The organism is Agrobacterium sp. FDAARGOS_525 (genome assembly GCF_003938925.1).
In the GTDB taxonomy this organism is placed as follows: Bacteria; Pseudomonadota; Alphaproteobacteria; order Rhizobiales; family Rhizobiaceae; genus Agrobacterium; species Agrobacterium pusense.
Map to the genome: position 1 here is coordinate 2,859,433 of NZ_RKIU01000003.1, position 17,945 is coordinate 2,877,377.

Here is a 17,945-nt window from a genome sequence, read left to right on the forward strand (position 1 = left end):
GATGGGCGCGATCTCAAGAACGAACTGCTCAACGGCCGGCTGCTCGCGCTGGTCCGCCTGCACCTTGGCCGACTAGCCGTAAGCGTATAACCAGACGTTATCCCGCCACGCGATGAAGGCCTGAGCTTCTTCCGCCCATTTCTGCTTCGTTGATCCGATATAGAATGCCAGCGTCACGCCGTCGCGGCACTGACGCTCACGCGCTATGCTGTCGACAAGGTTCTGGATGGCATTCTCCCTGTAGTCGCTGATGGTGGGCCCGATGTCAGGTGGGATAGGTGGGCCTACTGGAACGATTCCGCCATGCTTCCGCTTTCGCTTGCCGAGGTAGTTCAAGAACTCTATCCAGTCAGCTTCCGAAATCTCGATTGCCCCATCAGTGTCTTGGCCACCGTGGAACTCATCCTTATAGAAGCCGACAGGGAAGCCGCTTTCGTTGAATGTCGCGTATCTCATATCAGAACCCCGAAGCCCGCCATTTGTATGTCTGCCCCGGTGCACCGAAGGCGGACTGATTTATGTACCTCAATATCCAATTTATAGAACTCAACGAGATTGAGTTCGCATTGAATGACAAAGCTTCCGATCCTTGCGCATTGCCGGCACTCGCTAGTGGGGCAAATATCAGTCAGGTACTTGATGCAACTTCAAAAATTAGGTGCACCGCTTTCGACGGACCGCCTTGTCCTGCGCGAATTCACAAGAGGCGATTTCCCCGGCTATTCAGCCTACCATTCTCTGCAGGAGGTTTACCGGTATCTTTACGCTGCACCTCCAACTGGAGATGCTTTGCGAGAGCAGTTCTCGGCGATTTTGGCGGCACCATTTGAGAAGGATGGCGACACCTATCGACTGGCCGTCGAGCGAAAGGCTGACAACGCACTGGTCGGTGAAGTCCTGTTGAAGCTGGCTAGTGTTGATGCACTTCAGGGAGAGGTTGGATATATTTTCAATCCAGAATTCGCGGGGAACGGGTATGCAACGGAGGCTGTTGGCGCGATGGTCAGCATAGGCTTCTCGTCAATCGGATTTCATCGAATCTTCGCGCGGCTGGACGCTGCGAACAAGGGTTCGGTCGGCGTTGTTGAGCGCCTTGGACTGCGTCGAGAAGCGCATTTGATCCAGAACGACCGCTTCCGAGACGTCTGGGGAGACGAGTATATTTACGCGATTCTTGCTTCGGAATGGAAATCGCGCGCCGGCGTAATTTTGCCGTCCGCTTAGGGCCGACGGCCATAATTGCGCAGAAGCGCCAATTGCGGTCATTGATTAATTGTTTGCTGTCCCCTAAAAGCCGCCCGATAGCAGAGGAGATTTATGCGCAGAGGCTTGTGATTTCGACCGCAATTTGCGGCTTCACCTGGCACCAGTATCGGTAGCCGGACGTTTTTGCATATCTTTTCTGCGGAGTTCTCATGAAATTCGAGGACGTTATCATCCGGCCTTTCGAGGCCTCGGACACAGTAAATCTCTCCAACATCTGGCTCGAAGCCTCGTTGCTTGCTCATCCGTTTATCGGCGAGCGTCGTTTGATGGAGCAAAAGGCACTTATTGAGGAACAATATTTGCCTGGCGCCCAAACGTGGGTCGCAACATTAAACGGCCAAGCTGCGGGCTTTATCAGTCTGCTCGACACTTTCATCGGCGGCTTATTTGTTTCCCCGTGCCATCAAGGCCTCGGTATCGGGCGTAAACTCGTTTCGCACGCGCTGAATTTGAAGGGCGAGCTTTCGCCTGAAGCCTATACTGAAAACGTGCAGGCGATGGGCTTCTATAGATCGCTCGGCTTTCAGGAGCTTTCCCGTCGCGCGATTGATGATGAAGGTTATCCGTTCGAAAATGCCCGTTTGCGGTTAGTCGGCTAAGGGCAACTTGTCGGGCGACACGGTAGTCGCCCGACAACCGCTTTGGCCAATCCCCGTCATCAGAATGAGCGGCGGAGGCCCACCGCTTTAGCCGATTTGCATACTTCCATCCTGCTCCCAAGCAGAACGCCTATGCCAGCACTTTGCTCTACCCCTGCCCCATCAGCGTGAAATAGCCCCATGCGGCGGCGAAAAACAATATGACAGCCGCAATCGTCAATGCCCTCTTCGCTTTTGGCCCGAGCGGTTCGCGCGGCTTCTTCGGCGGCACCGGTTTGCGGAACTTCACCACATTGTCGTTCATTTCATCATCGTCCTGAATGTCGCTGCTGAAACCTCTGCCGCATCTGTGGCATCGGCTTTTCGAATACCTATCTCTAGCAGACCAGAACTATCATAAATATTACCAAGTTTTCACTTCACCCTTGGGGCAAGCTATGTCACTTCCCACAATCAGAGGAATATAACGGCGACAGACGGACGAACAAACCGGAGAGCGGCGGCAACTCTCTGTAGTATTTTGAACTTTGCGGGTGACGAGAATGAATGACGCCAATACCAGTGGCAGCGATACCAAAAACAGCCAGCCCGATCTGCGCGAGATTTTGGGGACGACCAGAAACGGCCGCAAGAAAAAGTCGCGTCGGTTCCTCTTTGTGGCAGCAGCCATTGTGCTGATTGGCGGCGGTCTTGGTTATTATTACCAGTCACGCGCAGGCGGTGTGGCTTATAGCTACACCACGGAAGCAGCGCGTCAGGGCGATCTCTCGGTCATCGTCACCTCCACCGGCTCGGTTCAGCCGACGGATCAGGTTGATATATCGAGCGAACTGTCCGGCACGGTGCGCAAGGTCAACGTCACCTACAACACCCCGGTCAAGGCCGGAGACGTTCTGGCGGAGCTGGATACCAACAAGCTGGAAGCCGACGTGCAGAGCGCCCGCGCCAAGCTCGCTTCCGCCAAGGCCAATGTGCTGAAGGCCCGCGCCGACCTTGGCTCGGCAAAGACATCCATGGAGCGCCTGCGATCCCTGGTTCAGAACCGCGTCTCCAGCCAGCAGGATCTGGACGCCGCGCAGTTCACCCATGATGCGGCGGCCGCAACGCTTGAGGTCAATGAGGCGACCGTGCTGTCGGCGGAAGCGGATCTGCGGCTCGCCGAGGTCAATCTGGGCAAGGCCAAGATCGTTTCGCCGATCGATGGCGTTATCCTCACCCGCAGCGTCGATCCGGGCGCCACGGTCGCCTCCTCGCTCAATGCCCCTGTTCTCTTTACCATCGCCGGCGATCTGCGCCACATGGAGCTGCAGGTCTCGGTGGATGAGGCCGATGTCGGCAAGGTGGAAACCGGGCAGAAGGCCACATTCAACGTCGATGCCTATCCCGACCGCAGCTTCCCGGCCGAGATCGAGACCGTGCGCTTCGCCTCGGAAACCGTATCCAACGTGGTGACCTATAAGGGCATATTGACGGTCGACAATGCAGAACTGCTGCTTCGCCCCGGCATGACGGCAACGGCCAATATCATCGTTGAAGAGATCAAGGATGCCCTGCTGGTACCCAATTCCGCGCTTCGTTATACACCGCCGCGCGAATCCGCTTCGCGTGGGGGCGGGTTGATGAGCCTGTTCCGACCGCCCCGCATGGGCCGCCCGCAAAACCGCGATGCCGGCCAGGCCGCCCAGGGTAAAAGGACAGTCTGGGTGCTGCGCAACAACAATCCGGTTTCCGTCGCAATCGAAACTGGCTCCACCGACGGCCAGCATACCGTGGTGAAATCTGGCGAATTAAAAGCCGATGACCAGGTAATCACCGACGCAACGGCCCGTAACGCCGGCTGACGGAGGACAAGCGCATGCAACAGCCGCCGCTCATCGAGTTCCGTGATGTCGTGAAGCAATATGGTCGCGGCGAAGCGACGATCCGCGCGCTCGACGGCGTCAGCCTGTCGATCCGCGAGAAGGAATTCGTCGCCATCATGGGACCGTCGGGATCGGGCAAATCCACCTCGATGAACATCATCGGCTGTCTGGACGTCCCATCGGCTGGCGAATATCTCTTCCAGGGCGTGCCGACCAGCGGCTTCGATAACGAACATCTGACGCTGCTGCGCCGGCACATGCTCGGTTTCGTGTTTCAGGGCTTCAACCTTCTCTCCCGCACCTCTGCGGTGGAAAATGTCGAACTACCGCTTATCTATCGGGGCATGAAAGCTTCAGAGCGTCGGGAGCGCGCCATGGAGGCGCTGGCGCAGGTGGGCCTCAAAGGCCGCGAAGATCACACCACGCAGGAGCTTTCCGGCGGCCAGCAGCAGCGTGTGGCCATTGCCCGCGCCATCGTCACCCGCCCCGCGCTGCTTCTGGCCGACGAGCCGACCGGCAATCTCGATACGAAGACCAGCGTCGAAATCATGGAACTGATAACCTCGCTCAATCGCGACAAGGGCATCACCGTCGTCATGGTAACCCATGAGGAGGATATCGCCGCTTATGCCGGGCGCCTGCTGCGTTTTGTCGACGGCCACCTCGCCTCCGACAGCGCCGCGGATCATAAGGAGACATTGGATGTTCTTTGAAACATCGCGTCTTGCGTTGCGCGCCATCAGCCGCAACCTGTTGCGCTCTTTTCTCACGGTGCTCGGCGTCGTCATTGGTGTGGCCGCCGTCATTGCCATGGTCACCATCGGCAACGGTACGACCGAGCAGGTAAAATCGGAACTGTCACGGCTCGGCACCAACATGCTGTTCGTGCGCCCCGGCCAGTTCGGCCCCGGCCGCGCCAGCACTGAAGCCAAGCGCTTCGATGACCGCGATGTCGAGGCGATCCGCAACCAGATATCAGGCATACGCGCCGTCGCACCGCAGAACCGCAGTTCCGCAGCAACCGTCATTTTCGGCGGCAAGAACCACCAGACGAGCGTCATCGGCACCACCAATGATTACCTGATCGCCCAGGACTGGACGATCGCGCTGGGTCGTGACTTCCAGCCCGCCGAAGATCGCGGCGGTCAGATCGGCTGCATCATCGGCGAAACCGTGCGTCAGGAACTGTTCGGTGCGGAAAACCCTGTGGGACAGACGATCCGCGTCAGCAACATCTCCTGCCCCGTCATCGGCGTTCTCGCCCGCAAAGGCCAGTCCGGCCTCGGCGACGATCAGGACGACACGATCATCATGCCGCTCAAAATCCACCAGCGGCGCATTGGCGGCACCACCACCATTTCCTCGATCATGGTTTCGGCGCAGGATGGCGTTTCCACCGCCAAGGTGCAGAGCGACCTGCAAAACCTGCTGCGCGAGCGCCGCCGCATCAACATCGGCCGCGAGGATGATTTTACTGTCAACGACATGACGCAGATCGCTTCCGCCATGACCGGAACGACGACGCTTCTCACCGGGCTTCTCGGCGCGGTCGCCGCCGTCAGCCTTCTCGTGGGCGGCATCGGCATCATGAACATCATGCTGGTCTCGGTCACGGAGCGCACGCGTGAGATCGGCATTCGGCTTGCCATCGGCGCATTGGAAAAACAGGTGCTGACACAGTTTCTGGTGGAAGCGGTGATGCTCTCGGCCTTCGGCGGCATCGTCGGCATCCTCACCGGCCTCGGCCTCGCCTACGCGGTCGTCAGCTTCCTCAACGTGCCTTTCGTCACCAGCCCATCGATCATCTTCCTCGCCTTCGCCTTTTCAGCCGCCATCGGCGTGATTTTCGGCTATTTTCCCGCGCGGCGGGCGGCGAGTCTCAGCCCGATCGAAGCCCTGAGACACGAGTGATCAATCCGGCCTAACGATCTGCGGCTTGCCGCCATTCCTCAAGCGCCTGTTCTACATCGGTCTGGTAAGACGGCGGGTAGTTTCGCTGCAGGAGGGCGTGCAAATATAATTCAACGGCCCGCCTTTGAGCGTCGTTCAACAGCGCAAATTTCTCCGGGCGGCCGCGCAGGTGGGGCACGAACTCGTGCCGGTAACAACCGTCGAGATCGGCGATCATGTAGGCGGGTAGATGAAACCGCATTGCTTCGGCATCAAAAAACGCAGGACTTGCGGAGTGTAGGTTCACGTCTTCCACCGTGATCGCAGACCAGTCGTCCTTTTCATCCTCGGCGCGGCGGGCGGCAAGCACATCATGGCTCGCGTAATCATCAATCGCGGCGGCCTCACGAAGACCCACACCGGCGCCTAGGGTGACGTGCGCGAAAGCAGCTTTTACCGCCGCCCTTGCCGTGGCCGTGATCTCCCCTGCCGGTCTCATCACGTGAACCGCCCGTTCAATGATGGCCCCCGTCTCCACGCACCGTTGGCCACTCGCCGCCTTCGGTTCGTTCGAACTGAACGCCTTCCGTGGTGGCTGATGACGCGCGCCTGCGTGCTTTAGCCTCCCAAGAAAAGGAGAGGAAAAGAATACCGACAACCAACGTCAGGCCGACCAGAATGCCGGCAGCAACGAGGCCAAGTGTCCAAACATCAATCGAGCTGCTGCTATTCCCCACGCCGGCTACCCCCTCACTGAAACCATCCGCATTCAATCTTGCTTCATGACGTCAATCGGATAGGCTCTCCGGAAATCTACCGCATGGAGTCTCGATGTTCAAATCCGTATCCGATAGCGCTGCGGCTGCAGACGGCGGATCGCTTGCCCTTTTTGTGGAGCGACAGGACGGGCAGACGGAAGTGTTTGTGATCCATCGCTCGCTCGCATCGCGCGGGACGCCTCACTATAACAGGATCACGTCAAGCCTCCGGCCACTCTCTGCAGAAGATTGTCGGGAGATCGCCGCGGCTCTCGAACCGCTATTGATGACCACGCCATCAATCCATCCGCTGGCCGATTTCATCGAAGCCTTCAAACAGCAGTCATGATCCTTGGAAAGCTGATTTTGCGTGAGACGCAGTCTGCGGAAAAAACCTGAAACTTGTCATCCGTTACCCTCGGGCTTGACCCGAGGATCTACAAACGTCTCAAGCGATTTGACGGGGATGGAACCCTCGGGTCAAGCCCGAGGATGACGTCGCGTTTGTGGGAGCGCTGTGTGCATAAGAATGTCTACCTCTCCATCGCAGAGATAGCGTAACCAATCAAACGCTGGCTTCTGCCTCACGCTGCTTTGCAAGCGCGGCGAGATCCGCAGGCTTCAGCTCAACCGATTCACCGCAGCCGCAGGCAGAGGTCTGGTTCGGATTGTTGAAGGTGAAACCGGAGCGCATCTTGGTCACTTCGAAATCCATCTGCGTGCCGAGCAGATAAAGCACGGCGGAAGGCTGAACCCAGACTTTCGCGCCTTCGAATTCCACCAGATCGTCCTTCGCATCCGGCTCGGTCACGAGGTCGATGGTATATTCCATGCCCGCGCAACCGCCCTTCTTAATGCCGACGCGCACGCCCTTGGCGTCCGGTCCGGAATTTTCGACGATCGCTTTAACGCGCGAGGCAGCAGCCCCGGTCATGGTCATGATTGCAAAGCCCATGGGCCCATTCTCCTTCGACAATCGAGTTCAAGGCTCGATGCTTATGGAATTCAATTTAAGTGCGCCTGACGATGTCATCAAGGGATGACACCAGGCAAAATCAAATCAGTACCAGCCGACGGCAACCTGCGCTTCTTCCGACATGCGGTCCGGCGTCCACGGCGGATCGAACGTCATTTCGACGGTGACACCGGAAACACCTTCGACGGCGCCAACGGCGTTCTCCACCCAGCCCGGCATTTCGCCAGCGACGGGGCAACCGGGGGCCGTCAGCGTCATGACGATCTTGACCATCCGGTCGTCTTCGATATCGATCTTGTAGACCAGCCCGAGTTCGAAGATGTCGGCCGGAATTTCCGGGTCATAAACGGTCTTCAGCGCCGCGATCACATCGTCGCTGAGGCGTGCAAGCTCATCCGGCGGAATGGTGGATACCTTTTCCTGAGCTTCGGTCGCATCCTGGGTCTTTGCAGTGGCATCGGCAGTCATGGTCTTAAACCTCAATCCTGATTTCAAGCTGCGATATCAGGCGAAAAATTTGCGCGCATATTCCAGCGCCTCGACAAGAGAGTCTACTTCGGCGCGGGTATTGTAAAGGCCGAACGATGCCCGGCATGTGGAGGTGACGCCGAAGCGTTTCAAGAGCGGCATGGCGCAATGGGTGCCGGCCCGCACGGCAACGCCGCGCCGGTCGATCACCATCGAGACGTCATGGGCGTGAATGCCCTCAAGCTCGAAGGAGAAAATGCCGCCCTTGTCAGGCGCGTTGCCGATGATGCGCAGCGAATTGATCTCGCGCAGCCGCTCGGCGGCATAAGCGGCAAGATCGGCCTCGTGTGCTGCAATCGCGGCACGGCCGAGATTGTCCATGTAATCGAGCGCGTAACCGAGGCCGATCGCCTGCACGATGGGCGGCGTACCCGCTTCGAAACGATGCGGCGGCTCGTTATAGGTGACATTGTCTTCGGAGACGTCGAGGATCATCTCGCCGCCGCCCTGGAACGGCCGCATCTCGCGCAGCCGCTCCGCCTTGCCATAGAGCACGCCGATGCCCGAGGGACCATAAAGCTTGTGGCCCGTCATCACATACCAGTCGCAATCGATATCGCGCACATCAACAGGCATATGAACAGCGCCCTGCGATCCATCGATCAGCACCGGAATGCCACGCTCATGCGCGATACGGCAGATTTCCTTGACCGGCACGATGGTGCCGAGCGCATTCGACATATGGGTGATGGCAACGAGCTTGGTGCGCTCCGTCAGGCTCTGTTCGAAAGCCTCGATATGAAACGCGCCGTCATCATCGACGGGCACCCAGACCAGCTTGGCGCCCTGCCGCTCGCGGATGAAATGCCATGGCACGATATTGGAGTGGTGCTCCATGATCGAGATGACGATCTCGTCGCCCTCGCCGATCTTGGGCATGCCATAACCGTAAGCGACCGTATTGATCGCCTCGGTGGAGGATTTGGTAAAGACGATCTCGTCCACCGAACCGGCATTGAGGAACCGGCGCACTTTTTCGCGCGCCGCTTCATAGGCATCGGTTGCGGCATTGGAGAGGAAATGCAGGCCGCGATGCACGTTTGCGTACTCATTTGCATAAGCATGCGAAACGGCGTCGATCACCACCTGCGGCTTTTGAGCGGACGCGCCGTTGTCGAGATAGACCAGCGGCTTGCCATAGACTTCGCGCGACAGGATCGGGAAATCCTTGCGCACGGCTTCGATGTCATAAGGGGCCGCCATTGCGGTCTGGTCCATTTCTCGGGCCCTTTCATGGTGCTCTTCTGGAGAGCTCCGGGGTTTGCACAGCGTTACCGCTGCTTCACCTCATCCTCGGAACAAGCCCGAGGATGACGACGGAGAGGTTGCTAAGCGTGATGCTCCAGCCAGCCGGAAATGATCGTCTCCAGCGCCTCTACCAGATTTTCTTCTTCCAGTTCCTCGACGATCTCGGCGACGAAGGCGTTGACGAGCATCGCCCGTGCCTTTGCCCGCGGGACGCCGCGCGCCATCAGGTAATAGAGATGGTTGTCGCTGATATCGGCAACCGTCGCGCCATGGCCGCACTGAACGTCATCGGCGAAGATTTCCAGTTCCGGCTTTGCCGAGAACTCGCCATCGTCAGACATGAGCAGCGTGTTGCACGCCATCTTCGCGTCGGTCTTCTGGGCATCCGGTGCGACCCGGATCATGCCCTGGAAAATGCCCTTTGCACGGTCGAACACCACGTTGCGGAAAACTTCCGTCGAGGTCGTGTTCGGCACGTTGTGGCCAAGAACCATCGTCACGTCCGTATGGGTTTCGCCACCCAGAAGGTTGACGCCGCGAACGATGAGATCGGTGCCCTCGCCTTCCACATCGATGCGCAGTTCCTGACGCACCAGCTTGCCGCCGGCATTGATCACGAAGAGACGCAGCTTGGCTTCCGCGCCGAGCTTGATGCGCAGCTGGCCAAGGTGAATATCGGCGGCACCCTGCTGTTGCAAAAGGATCCAGGTTGCTTCCGCGCCATCCTCAACGACGATATCGCTGACCGAGGAGACAAGCGCCGCATCGGGCGTCACCGAAAGGTGACGTTCAATGACGGTCGCTTTCGAACCCTTGCCGAAGCGCACCGGGAAGCGGCTGTGAACCTGGCCTGCGCCATGGATAGCCTGCAGTTCGATCGGCTTGTCGAGCTCAGCATCGGCGGGAATTTCGACCACGAGGCCGTCACGCACAAAGCTGCCATTGATGCGGCCAATCGTGTCATCCTTGCTGGCTTCCGCAAGGCCAGCCGCGGCAGAGCCGTCGAGCAGGCTGTCGGCAAAGCGCGATACACCATCGACCTTGCCGATATCGGCCGTGCCATGCAGCATGTAAGCCACAGGCGAACCGGCAATAATCGACGCAGCCTTCTCGATGACAGGCGCGGGCCGGTCTTCCGGAACCGTGCGCAACAGGCTCTTCAGATCGGTATAGTGCCAGGCCTCGATGCGGCGTGTCGGAAGACCACCGGTCTTCAGATCGTCGAACAGCACGTCACGCGCGGCAACCACGGCGCCGTCGCCGGGCAGCTCGCTGAACTTGGCGGTGTAGGCATCGACCAGCGCGGTTTCCGCTGGCGTCAGCCGGTTGGTAGCTTGAATGTTCATGGACATCACCTCCTGGCCTTCGATCAGGCCGCTTCACCGATGATGTCGGCGTAACCGTTGTTTTCCAGTTCCAGCGCGAGAGCCTTGTCACCCGAGCGGATGATCTTGCCCTTGTAGAGAACGTGAACGCTGTCAGGCACGATGTAGTCGAGCAGGCGCTGATAGTGGGTGATGACGACGGTGGCGCGATCAGGCGACTTCAGCGCGTTGACGCCGTCAGCCACGATCTTCAGCGCGTCGATGTCGAGACCGCTATCGGTTTCGTCGAGAACGCAGAGTTTCGGCTCCAGAAGCGCCATCTGCAGGATTTCGGCACGCTTCTTCTCACCGCCGGAGAAACCGACGTTGAGCGGACGCTTCAGCATCTCCATGTCGATCTTCAGATCGCCGGCTGCTTCCTTGACGCGGCGGATGAAATCAGGCGTCGTCAGCTCGGACTCGCCGCGCGCCTTGCGCTGCTCGTTCATCGCAACCTTCAGGAACTGCATGGTGGCGACGCCCGGAATTTCGACCGGATACTGGAAGGCAAGGAAAATGCCCTTGGCCGCACGCTCGGCAGCGTCCAGCTCCAGAATGCTTTCGCCGTTATAGAGAATGTCACCGGAGGTGACTTCATAGTCCTCACGGCCCGACAGGATGTAGGACAGCGTCGACTTGCCGGAACCGTTCGGCCCCATGATGGCAGCAACCTCGCCGGCGGCAACCTTCAGGTTGAGACCCTTGATGATCTCGGTTTCGGTATCGGCGATCTTTGCGTGCAGGTCGATGATTTCAAGCATGGTATTGTTCCTGTTCATGGTGCGGTTTCAAGGACCGCCTCGTGCGCCCCATCAGGGCTTGTCTCAAATCTCTCATCCTTCATCCTCAGGCTTGTCCCGAGGATCCGGGAAGTGGGTTGTCTCTGCTCAGGCCATTTGCCGTAGATCCTCGGGACAAGCCCGAGGATGTCGAGCAAGAGTTAACCGACAGACCCTTCCAGCGAAATGCCGATCAGCTTCTGCGCTTCCACGGCAAATTCCATCGGCAGTTCCTGAATGACTTCCTTCACGAAGCCATTGACGATCAGCGCGATCGCCGCTTCCTCGGGAATGCCGCGCTGCAGGCAATAGAACAGCTGGTCTTCGGAAATCTTCGACGTCGTCGCCTCGTGCTCGAAGTGAGCGGACGAGTTCTTCGCCTCGATATAGGGCACGGTATGCGCGCCGCACTTGTCGCCGATCAGCAGCGAGTCGCACTGCGTGAAGTTGCGCGTGTTGGTCGCCTTGCGGTGGGCCGAGACCTGGCCGCGATAGACGTTTTCCGAAAAACCGGCGGCGATGCCCTTGGCGATGATGCGGCTCGACGTGTTCTTGCCGAGATGGATCATCTTGGTGCCACTGTCGATCTGCTGGTGACCATTGGAGACCGCGATCGAATAGAACTCGCCACGGCTGTCATCGCCGCGCAGGATGCAGGACGGGTATTTCCAGGTGATGGCCGAACCGGTCTCCACCTGCGTCCACGAGATCTTCGAGCGGTTGCCACGGCAATCGCCGCGCTTGGTCACGAAGTTGTAGATGCCGCCCTTCCCTTCCTTGTCGCCCGGATACCAGTTCTGGACGGTGGAATATTTGATTTCGGCATCATCGAGCGCCACGAGTTCAACAACGGCGGCGTGAAGCTGGTTCTCGTCGCGCTGGGGAGCGGTGCAGCCTTCCAGATAGGAGACGTAGGCACCCTCTTCGGCGATGATCAGCGTGCGCTCGAACTGGCCGGTGTTCTTCTCGTTGATGCGGAAATAGGTGGAAAGCTCCATCGGGCAACGAACGCCCTTCGGCACGAACACGAAGGAACCGTCAGTAAAGACGGCGGAGTTCAGCGTCGCATAAAAATTGTCCGTCGTCGGAACGACCGAGCCGAGATATTTCTTCACCAGCTCCGGATGCTCGCGCACGGCTTCCGAGATCGACATGAAGATCACGCCGGCCTTAGCCAGTTCCGCCTTGAAGGTGGTGACGACCGAAACACTGTCGAACACGGCATCAACAGCGACCTGACGCTTTTCGACGCCGGCGAGGATTTCCTGTTCTTTCAGCGGAATGCCGAGCTTTTCATAGACCTTCAGCAGCTCCGGGTCGACTTCATCGAGCGACTTCGGGCCGGGGGTGCTTTTCGGCGCGGCATAATAATAGAGATCGTTGAAGTCGATCTTGGGGTAGCTGACGCGCGCCCAGGTCGGCTCTTCCATCGTCAGCCAGCGCTTGTAAGCCTCAAGACGCCATTCCAGCATCCATTCCGGCTCCTGCTTCTTGGCCGAGATGAAACGGATCACCTCTTCCGAAAGACCCTTCGGGGCCTTGTCGACTTCGATATTGGTTTCGAAGCCGTATTTATACTGGTCCACATCGATCTGGCGGACCTGATCGATCGTTTCCTGAACCGCTGCCATGTCGTTCTCCAATCTCGCCGGAGCCAAGGTCCGGTGGCTTGTCAACGTATCAAGGCGGAAAGCCGCCTTATTCATCTTCGGGCAAATCGCTCCGAGCCGTCAGCCGGGGCAGAGCTTATACCCATGTAGGTGCGGGATGGCGCTTTTCACACATCCCGGCAAGCGGAAAATTGCTAATCCGCAATTCTTTGCCGCATTTTACGCGGCCTGACCGGAAAGCTTGCGCCGTCCGGCAATTTTCGCAAACGCCGCGAGCGTCCGTTCAATGTCCGCCTCGTCAGTCGCGTGGCCAATCGAAATCCGGAGCGCGCCGAGCTTGGGATCGCGCCCCATCGCGGTCAAGACATGGCTTTCGCCCACCTTGCCCGATGAGCAGGCCGACCCTGCCGACAGTGCGATACCTTCTATATCGAAGGCGATCTGCCCGGTCTCGGCCTTCAGGCCCGGAAGCGTGAAAAACGTTGTGTTGGCGACACGCATGACATCGTCACCGTGGATGATCACATCAGGCGCGTTCACGCGCATACCGTTTTCCAGCCGCGCCCGCAGCGCGGAAAGACGCGCCGCCTCAACCTCGACATTCCGGGAGGCAAAAGCCGCAGCGGCACCGAAACCGATGACCGACAGGGTATTTTCCGTACCCGAACGATGGCCCTTTTCCTGGCCGCCACCATGGATCAGCGGCTTCGGCATCATCACCTCGCCGCGCGAGATAAGAGCGCCGGCACCCTTCGGGCCACCGAGCTTGTGAGACGAAATCACAAGGAAATCCGCATCGAGCGCGTTGATATTGAGCGGCACGCGGCCGGCAGCCTGAACAGCGTCGACAACCATCAGGCCGCCCGCCGCATGAACCAGCCGCGCCGCTTCCGCCACAGGCTGAAGGACGCCGGTTTCATTATTCACGAGCATGCAGGCGACCATCGGCAGCCCGGACGACCTGTCATGCGAAGACAGCAACGCTTCAAGAGCGGCAAGATCTAGGACACCCGCTGACGTAACGGGAACTTCCGTTACGTCACTCTTTTCGAAACGGCCACCTTCGCGGAATGCCGGATGCTCGATGGCGGAAACATAGAGCCGGCTTACCTGAACCGGGCTGCGTCCCATCCTGAATTCCGGCACAAGCACCAGATTGGCCGCTTCCGTTGCACCGCTGGTGAAAGTCACATGCGCCGGCTCAGCGCCGCCAAGCGCCGCAACCTCCCGGCGAGCCGTCTCGACGGCCGCGCGGGCGGCACGCCCTTCCCGGTGGACGGAAGACGGATTGCCGGCAAGATCAAGCGCAGACACAAGCACCTCCCGCACGGCCGGCAGAAGCGGCGCCGTGGCGTTCCAGTCCATATATGTGCGCGTCAAAACCGTCATCGCCGAAAGGCTTCATCCAATCTTCAATGCGCGAAAACGCATTTTTCTTGAAATTACAGTTGCGCTTGCCTTATGACACCACCCGAGTGCTTTAGCACACGCAAAGTTTCGAATTATTCTAAACTGCGTTCTAGAAAAGATGACAGAGTTCGTCAAGTCTTCTCATCGGAAGAATGCGGTTGGAGAATGAAAAAACACGACCGGAGTACCAATGCCCGAAGTCATCTTTAACGGCCCTGCGGGTCGCCTCGAAGGCCGTTATCAACCCTCCAAGGAAAAGAGCGCGCCGATCGCGATCATCCTTCATCCGCACCCGCAGTTCGGCGGCACGATGAACAACCAGATCGTCTATCAGCTCTTCTATCTTTTCCAGAAGCGCGGCTTCACGACGCTCCGGTTCAACTTCCGTTCGATTGGCCGCAGCCAGGGCGAGTTCGACCACGGTGCGGGCGAGCTCTCCGATGCCGCCTCGGCGCTCGACTGGGTGCAGAGCCTGCATCCGGATTCCAAGAGCTGTTGGGTGGCGGGTTACTCCTTCGGCGCCTGGATCGGCATGCAGCTTCTGATGCGCCGCCCGGAAATCGAAGGTTTCATGTCGATTGCCCCGCAGCCGAACACCTACGACTTCTCCTTCCTTGCGCCCTGCCCGTCTTCTGGCCTCATCATCAACGGCGATTCCGACAAGGTCGCGCCCGAAAAGGATGTCAACGGCCTGGTCGAAAAGCTGAAGACGCAGAAGGGCATCCTCATCACCCACCGCACCGTCCCCGGCGCCAACCACTTCTTCAACGGCAAGGTGGATGAGCTGATGGGCGAGTGCGAGGATTATCTCGACCGTCGCCTGAACGGCGAGCTTGTGCCGGAACCGGCTGCCAAGCGTATTCGGTGATTTGGGGCGTTTAATTACGCGTCATATCGTTATAGACGGCGGATGGGGTTTACCCCCCTCTGCCCTGCCGGGCATCTCCCCCACAGGTGGGGAGATCGAATCGCGGCGACCTTTCGGCCGTATTCAACGGCAGAGTTTCAGGCGAGGAGCAGGCGTCTAGCTGATCTCCCTCCTTGTGGGGGAGATGCCCGGCAGGGCAGAGGGGGGTAAGCCAAGCCCGCCAACGTCATCAGCATCGCACCAAAACCCCACCCGTCACCGGCTCCTTCACCCCCGTCGTACCGGGATAGGTCAGCGGCAGCCCCTTCAGCGACCGAACGGCCAGATAGGCCCAGGCCTCCGCCTCCATCGCGCCGCCATCGAACCCCGCCGCTTCAGCCGCAATCACCCGCGCACCGACCTTGGCGGCAAGGTCTGCAAACTCCGCCATGATCACCGGATTGAGCCGACCGCCACCACAGACCACATAGGTCTTCGCCGCCTCCGGCAGATAGCTTGCCGACTTCAGAATGGCGGCCCCCGTCAGATGCGCCAAAGTCCGTGCACCATCGGCCAGCGAGACCTCACCCTTTTCCGGGGGCGCAAAATCGCCACGATCCAGCGAACGGCGAATATTACCGGAAAAGAACGGGCTTTCCATATAACGCGCCACCAGCGAGGCAACGACGCTGCCACCCGCCGCCGTCCTGCCGCCTTTGTCGAAAGCCTTGCCGGTATGCGCCTCGATCCACTGGTCGATCAGCATATTGCCGGGGCCGCTATCGAAAGCGGCAAGCTGGCCAGATTCACCGATGAAGGTGAGGTTGGAGATACCGCCGATATTGACGAAGACCGCAGGCGTCTCAAACCCGTCAGGTAGGTTGGCAGACAGCGCCATGTGGTAGGCGGGAATGAGCGGCGCGCCCTGCCCGCCATGCACCATGTCATTGGCGCGCATATCGTAGACCACGTCGATACCGGTTTCTTCAGCCAGGAAGGGTCCGTCACCGATCTGGACCGTCAGCGCATCATCAGGCCGGTGCAGCACCGTCTGGCCATGAAAACCGATGACATCGATTTCACCGGGCAGAAGCCGGTGACGATGGAGAAAGGATTTCACCGCCGCCGCATGGGCAAGCGTCAGCTTGCGCTCTGCCTCATCAAGATCTCCGGGGCGTTCGCGCCGTTCACGGATGGATTTGGCGGTGACCAGCGCCTTCTGCCAGATGGCCCGCAGACCCGGATCATAGGGAAAATAGCCGCTCGGCCCATGCCGCACCACGCTTTCGCCATCGGTACGCAGAAGCGCGATATCGATGCCGTCCATCGACGTGCCGCTCATCAGTCCGATTGCCGTTTTCACCTCGCCCACCTGCCGCTCTCCCGCAATCTCGAATCATGCTGACCTTGAATCCCGACATTCATGGCCGAAACGGGTGCACATTTCAAAAAACAATGATAAAGCCGCGACGGTCACCGGTTTTCGATGGCCGTAAAGATCAAACCAGAAAGTAAAAGGTTATGTCCAGGTTCAAGTCCGATTTCCTCCGCACGCTCGATGAGCGCGGCTTCATTCACCAGATCTCCGATGAGGCAGGTCTCGACGAATTGTTCGCCAAGGAAACCGTGACCGCCTATATCGGCTATGACCCGACGGCCTCGAGTTTGCATGTCGGCCACCTCACCCAGATCATGATGCTGCACTGGCTGCAGCAGACCGGCCACCAGCCGATCTCGCTGATGGGTGGCGGCACCGGCATGGTAGGCGACCCCTCCTTCAAGGAAGAAGCCCGCAAGCTGATGACGATCGACATGATCGAGGACAACATCACCTCGCTCAAGCACGTCTTCGCCAACTACCTCGATTACGACCGTCCCGGCAACCCGGCGCTGATGATCAACAATGCCGACTGGCTGCGCGGATTGAACTATCTCGAATTCCTGCGTGACGTCGGCCGCCACTTCTCGGTCAACCGCATGCTGTCCTTCGACAGCGTGAAGACACGCCTCGACCGCGAGCAGTCGCTGTCCTTCCTCGAATTCAACTACATGATCCTGCAGGCCTACGATTTCGTGGAACTGAACCAGCGCACGGGGTGCCGCCTGCAGATGGGCGGCTCTGACCAGTGGGGCAACATCATCAACGGCATCGACCTCGGTCACCGCATGGGGACACCGCAGCTTTACGCGCTGACCTCGCCGCTTCTGACCACCTCCTCGGGTGCGAAGATGGGCAAGTCGGCCTCGGGCGCCGTGTGGCTGAACAAGGACCTGCTGCCGGTCTATGATTTCTGGCAATACTGGCGCAACACCGAAGATGCCGACGTCGTTCGCTTCGCCAAGCTCTTCACGACCCTGCCTATGGAAGAGATCGCGCGTCTGGCTACGCTCGGTGGATCGGAAATCAACGAGGCAAAGAAAATCCTGGCGACCGAGGTAACCGCGATCCTGCACGGCCGTGCCGCTGCGGAAGAAGCCGCGGAAACGGCGCGCAAGACCTTCGAAGAGGGCGCGCTGGCCGAAAACCTGCCTTCCATCGAGGTTCCGGCCTCCGAACTTGAAGCTGGCGTCGGCGTCCTCTCGCTCATCGTCCGCGCAGGTCTCGCCGGTTCGAATGGCGAGGCCCGCCGCCACGTTCAGGGCGGTGCGGTGAAGATCAATGATCAGGGCGTTTCCGACGAGCGCCAGATGATCGGCACCGGCGAAGTGACGAGTGATGGCATCATCAAGCTGTCGGTAGGCAAGAAGAAGCACGTGCTGGTTCGCCCGGCGTAAACCAGCGCCAAACCCGCATCAAGGGCCGCGAAA

General features: G+C 59.2%; 19 protein-coding genes. 8 read left to right on the forward strand and 11 right to left on the reverse strand.

The annotated features are described in order from the left end of the window. Window positions 1–72 precede the first annotated feature (72 nt). The gene (locus EGT36_RS31050; RefSeq protein ID WP_234882054.1) at window positions 73–456 is read right to left on the reverse strand and encodes a hypothetical protein; all 384 of its coding nucleotides are present in this window, start codon (window positions 454–456) and stop codon (window positions 73–75) included. Window positions 457–639: 183 nt separating this feature from the next. On the opposite strand from EGT36_RS31050, the gene EGT36_RS15460 reads away from it, so the two are divergent. Together EGT36_RS15460 and EGT36_RS15465 are read left to right on the forward strand one after the other, a co-directional pair. Beyond that, complete coding sequence (locus tag EGT36_RS15460; protein WP_037092488.1) at window positions 640–1,224, forward strand: GNAT family N-acetyltransferase; 585 nt, start codon at window positions 640–642, stop codon at window positions 1,222–1,224. A 191-nt stretch (window positions 1,225–1,415) separates the two neighbouring features. Next, a complete protein-coding gene (locus EGT36_RS15465; RefSeq protein WP_037092486.1) occupies window positions 1,416–1,865 on the forward strand; it encodes a GNAT family N-acetyltransferase in 450 nt (149 codons plus the stop codon). A gap of 148 nt (window positions 1,866–2,013) precedes the next feature. Here the strand turns inward: EGT36_RS15465 and EGT36_RS15470 are convergent, their stop codons facing one another. Next, window positions 2,014–2,169 (reverse strand): hypothetical protein, encoded by a 156-nt coding sequence (locus EGT36_RS15470; RefSeq protein WP_006698800.1) that lies wholly within the window; start codon window positions 2,167–2,169, stop codon window positions 2,014–2,016. Window positions 2,170–2,407: 238 nt separating this feature from the next. Here EGT36_RS15470 and EGT36_RS15475 point away from each other — a divergent pair, with 238 nt between their 5' ends. Genes EGT36_RS15475 through EGT36_RS15485 form a run of 3 tightly spaced genes read left to right on the forward strand, consistent with a single transcriptional unit; the run spans window position 2,408 to window position 5,638 of the window. Beyond that, a complete protein-coding gene (locus EGT36_RS15475) occupies window positions 2,408–3,706 on the forward strand; it encodes an efflux RND transporter periplasmic adaptor subunit (protein ID WP_037092484.1) in 1,299 nt (432 codons plus the stop codon). 14 nt (window positions 3,707–3,720) lie between these two features. Next, window positions 3,721–4,440 (forward strand): ABC transporter ATP-binding protein, encoded by a 720-nt coding sequence (locus EGT36_RS15480; RefSeq protein WP_004442374.1) that lies wholly within the window; start codon window positions 3,721–3,723, stop codon window positions 4,438–4,440. Next, window positions 4,430–5,638 carry an ABC transporter permease gene (locus tag EGT36_RS15485; protein ID WP_004442376.1) on the forward strand — a complete coding sequence of 403 codons (1,209 nt, stop codon included), beginning with the start codon at window positions 4,430–4,432 and terminating at the stop codon, window positions 5,636–5,638. Before EGT36_RS15480 ends, EGT36_RS15485 begins: the two co-directional genes overlap by 11 nt. Before the next feature lie 10 nt (window positions 5,639–5,648). Here the strand turns inward: EGT36_RS15485 and EGT36_RS15490 are convergent, their stop codons facing one another. Then, on the reverse strand, window positions 5,649–6,155 hold the full coding sequence (locus EGT36_RS15490; RefSeq protein ID WP_037092483.1) for a DUF6714 family protein: 507 nt from the start codon (window positions 6,153–6,155) through the stop codon (window positions 5,649–5,651). A 293-nt stretch (window positions 6,156–6,448) separates the two neighbouring features. Here EGT36_RS15490 and EGT36_RS15500 point away from each other — a divergent pair, with 293 nt between their 5' ends. Then, a complete protein-coding gene (locus tag EGT36_RS15500) occupies window positions 6,449–6,724 on the forward strand; it encodes a hypothetical protein (RefSeq protein ID WP_004442381.1) in 276 nt (91 codons plus the stop codon). Between the two features lie 216 nt (window positions 6,725–6,940). On the opposite strand, the gene sufA is transcribed toward EGT36_RS15500, so the two are convergent. From sufA to EGT36_RS15535, 7 genes are all read right to left on the reverse strand, one after another. Beyond that, on the reverse strand, window positions 6,941–7,330 hold the full coding sequence (gene sufA / locus EGT36_RS15505) for a Fe-S cluster assembly scaffold SufA (RefSeq protein ID WP_004442383.1): 390 nt from the start codon (window positions 7,328–7,330) through the stop codon (window positions 6,941–6,943). Between the two features lie 105 nt (window positions 7,331–7,435). Then, a complete protein-coding gene (locus EGT36_RS15510) occupies window positions 7,436–7,819 on the reverse strand; it encodes an SUF system Fe-S cluster assembly protein (RefSeq protein ID WP_004442386.1) in 384 nt (127 codons plus the stop codon). A gap of 36 nt (window positions 7,820–7,855) precedes the next feature. Continuing rightward, window positions 7,856–9,097 (reverse strand): cysteine desulfurase, encoded by a 1,242-nt coding sequence (locus EGT36_RS15515; protein WP_037092482.1) that lies wholly within the window; start codon window positions 9,095–9,097, stop codon window positions 7,856–7,858. 110 nt (window positions 9,098–9,207) lie between these two features. Further along, on the reverse strand, window positions 9,208–10,473 hold the full coding sequence (sufD, locus tag EGT36_RS15520; RefSeq protein ID WP_125270518.1) for a Fe-S cluster assembly protein SufD: 1,266 nt from the start codon (window positions 10,471–10,473) through the stop codon (window positions 9,208–9,210). 23 nt (window positions 10,474–10,496) lie between these two features. Then, a complete protein-coding gene (gene sufC / locus EGT36_RS15525) occupies window positions 10,497–11,252 on the reverse strand; it encodes a Fe-S cluster assembly ATPase SufC (protein ID WP_003522658.1) in 756 nt (251 codons plus the stop codon). Between the two features lie 179 nt (window positions 11,253–11,431). Next, window positions 11,432–12,901, reverse strand: a complete 1,470-nt coding sequence (gene sufB / locus EGT36_RS15530; protein WP_006698793.1) for a Fe-S cluster assembly protein SufB — start codon at window positions 12,899–12,901, stop codon at window positions 11,432–11,434. Window positions 12,902–13,099: 198 nt separating this feature from the next. Next, window positions 13,100–14,269, reverse strand: coding sequence for a cysteine desulfurase family protein (locus EGT36_RS15535; RefSeq protein ID WP_125270519.1), 1,170 nt, complete (start codon window positions 14,267–14,269; stop codon window positions 13,100–13,102). A 211-nt stretch (window positions 14,270–14,480) separates the two neighbouring features. Here EGT36_RS15535 and EGT36_RS15540 point away from each other — a divergent pair, with 211 nt between their 5' ends. Next, complete coding sequence (locus EGT36_RS15540) at window positions 14,481–15,158, forward strand: alpha/beta hydrolase (RefSeq protein WP_003522662.1); 678 nt, start codon at window positions 14,481–14,483, stop codon at window positions 15,156–15,158. A 229-nt stretch (window positions 15,159–15,387) separates the two neighbouring features. Here EGT36_RS15540 and EGT36_RS15550 read toward each other — a convergent pair whose 3' ends face one another. Beyond that, complete coding sequence (locus EGT36_RS15550; protein ID WP_037092477.1) at window positions 15,388–16,509, reverse strand: anhydro-N-acetylmuramic acid kinase; 1,122 nt, start codon at window positions 16,507–16,509, stop codon at window positions 15,388–15,390. A 149-nt stretch (window positions 16,510–16,658) separates the two neighbouring features. Here EGT36_RS15550 and tyrS point away from each other — a divergent pair, with 149 nt between their 5' ends. Continuing rightward, window positions 16,659–17,912 carry a tyrosine--tRNA ligase gene (gene tyrS / locus EGT36_RS15555; RefSeq protein WP_004442404.1) on the forward strand — a complete coding sequence of 418 codons (1,254 nt, stop codon included), beginning with the start codon at window positions 16,659–16,661 and terminating at the stop codon, window positions 17,910–17,912. Window positions 17,913–17,945: the final 33 nt, after the last annotated feature.

Excerpts from the sequence above, each read along its gene's own strand:
- sufC (WP_003522658.1), bottom strand. The coding sequence starts at position 11,252 with ATGCTTGAAATCATCGACCTGCACGCAAAGATCGCCGATACCGAAACC.
- tyrS (WP_004442404.1), top strand. The coding sequence starts at position 16,659 with ATGTCCAGGTTCAAGTCCGATTTCCTCCGCACGCTCGATGAGCGCGGC.
- EGT36_RS15480 (WP_004442374.1), top strand. The coding sequence starts at position 3,721 with ATGCAACAGCCGCCGCTCATCGAGTTCCGTGATGTCGTGAAGCAATAT.
- sufA (WP_004442383.1), bottom strand. The coding sequence starts at position 7,330 with ATGGGCTTTGCAATCATGACCATGACCGGGGCTGCTGCCTCGCGCGTT.
- EGT36_RS15460 (WP_037092488.1), top strand. The coding sequence starts at position 640 with ATGCAACTTCAAAAATTAGGTGCACCGCTTTCGACGGACCGCCTTGTC.
- EGT36_RS15475 (WP_037092484.1), top strand. The coding sequence starts at position 2,408 with ATGAATGACGCCAATACCAGTGGCAGCGATACCAAAAACAGCCAGCCC.
- sufD (WP_125270518.1), bottom strand. The coding sequence starts at position 10,473 with ATGAACATTCAAGCTACCAACCGGCTGACGCCAGCGGAAACCGCGCTG.
- EGT36_RS15470 (WP_006698800.1), bottom strand. The coding sequence starts at position 2,169 with ATGAACGACAATGTGGTGAAGTTCCGCAAACCGGTGCCGCCGAAGAAG.
- EGT36_RS15485 (WP_004442376.1), top strand. The coding sequence starts at position 4,430 with ATGTTCTTTGAAACATCGCGTCTTGCGTTGCGCGCCATCAGCCGCAAC.
- EGT36_RS15510 (WP_004442386.1), bottom strand. The coding sequence starts at position 7,819 with ATGACTGCCGATGCCACTGCAAAGACCCAGGATGCGACCGAAGCTCAG.
- sufB (WP_006698793.1), bottom strand. The coding sequence starts at position 12,901 with ATGGCAGCGGTTCAGGAAACGATCGATCAGGTCCGCCAGATCGATGTG.
- EGT36_RS15500 (WP_004442381.1), top strand. The coding sequence starts at position 6,449 with ATGTTCAAATCCGTATCCGATAGCGCTGCGGCTGCAGACGGCGGATCG.
- EGT36_RS15535 (WP_125270519.1), bottom strand. The coding sequence starts at position 14,269 with ATGACGGTTTTGACGCGCACATATATGGACTGGAACGCCACGGCGCCG.
- EGT36_RS15515 (WP_037092482.1), bottom strand. The coding sequence starts at position 9,097 with ATGGACCAGACCGCAATGGCGGCCCCTTATGACATCGAAGCCGTGCGC.
- EGT36_RS15540 (WP_003522662.1), top strand. The coding sequence starts at position 14,481 with ATGCCCGAAGTCATCTTTAACGGCCCTGCGGGTCGCCTCGAAGGCCGT.
- EGT36_RS15465 (WP_037092486.1), top strand. The coding sequence starts at position 1,416 with ATGAAATTCGAGGACGTTATCATCCGGCCTTTCGAGGCCTCGGACACA.
- EGT36_RS31050 (WP_234882054.1), bottom strand. The coding sequence starts at position 456 with ATGAGATACGCGACATTCAACGAAAGCGGCTTCCCTGTCGGCTTCTAT.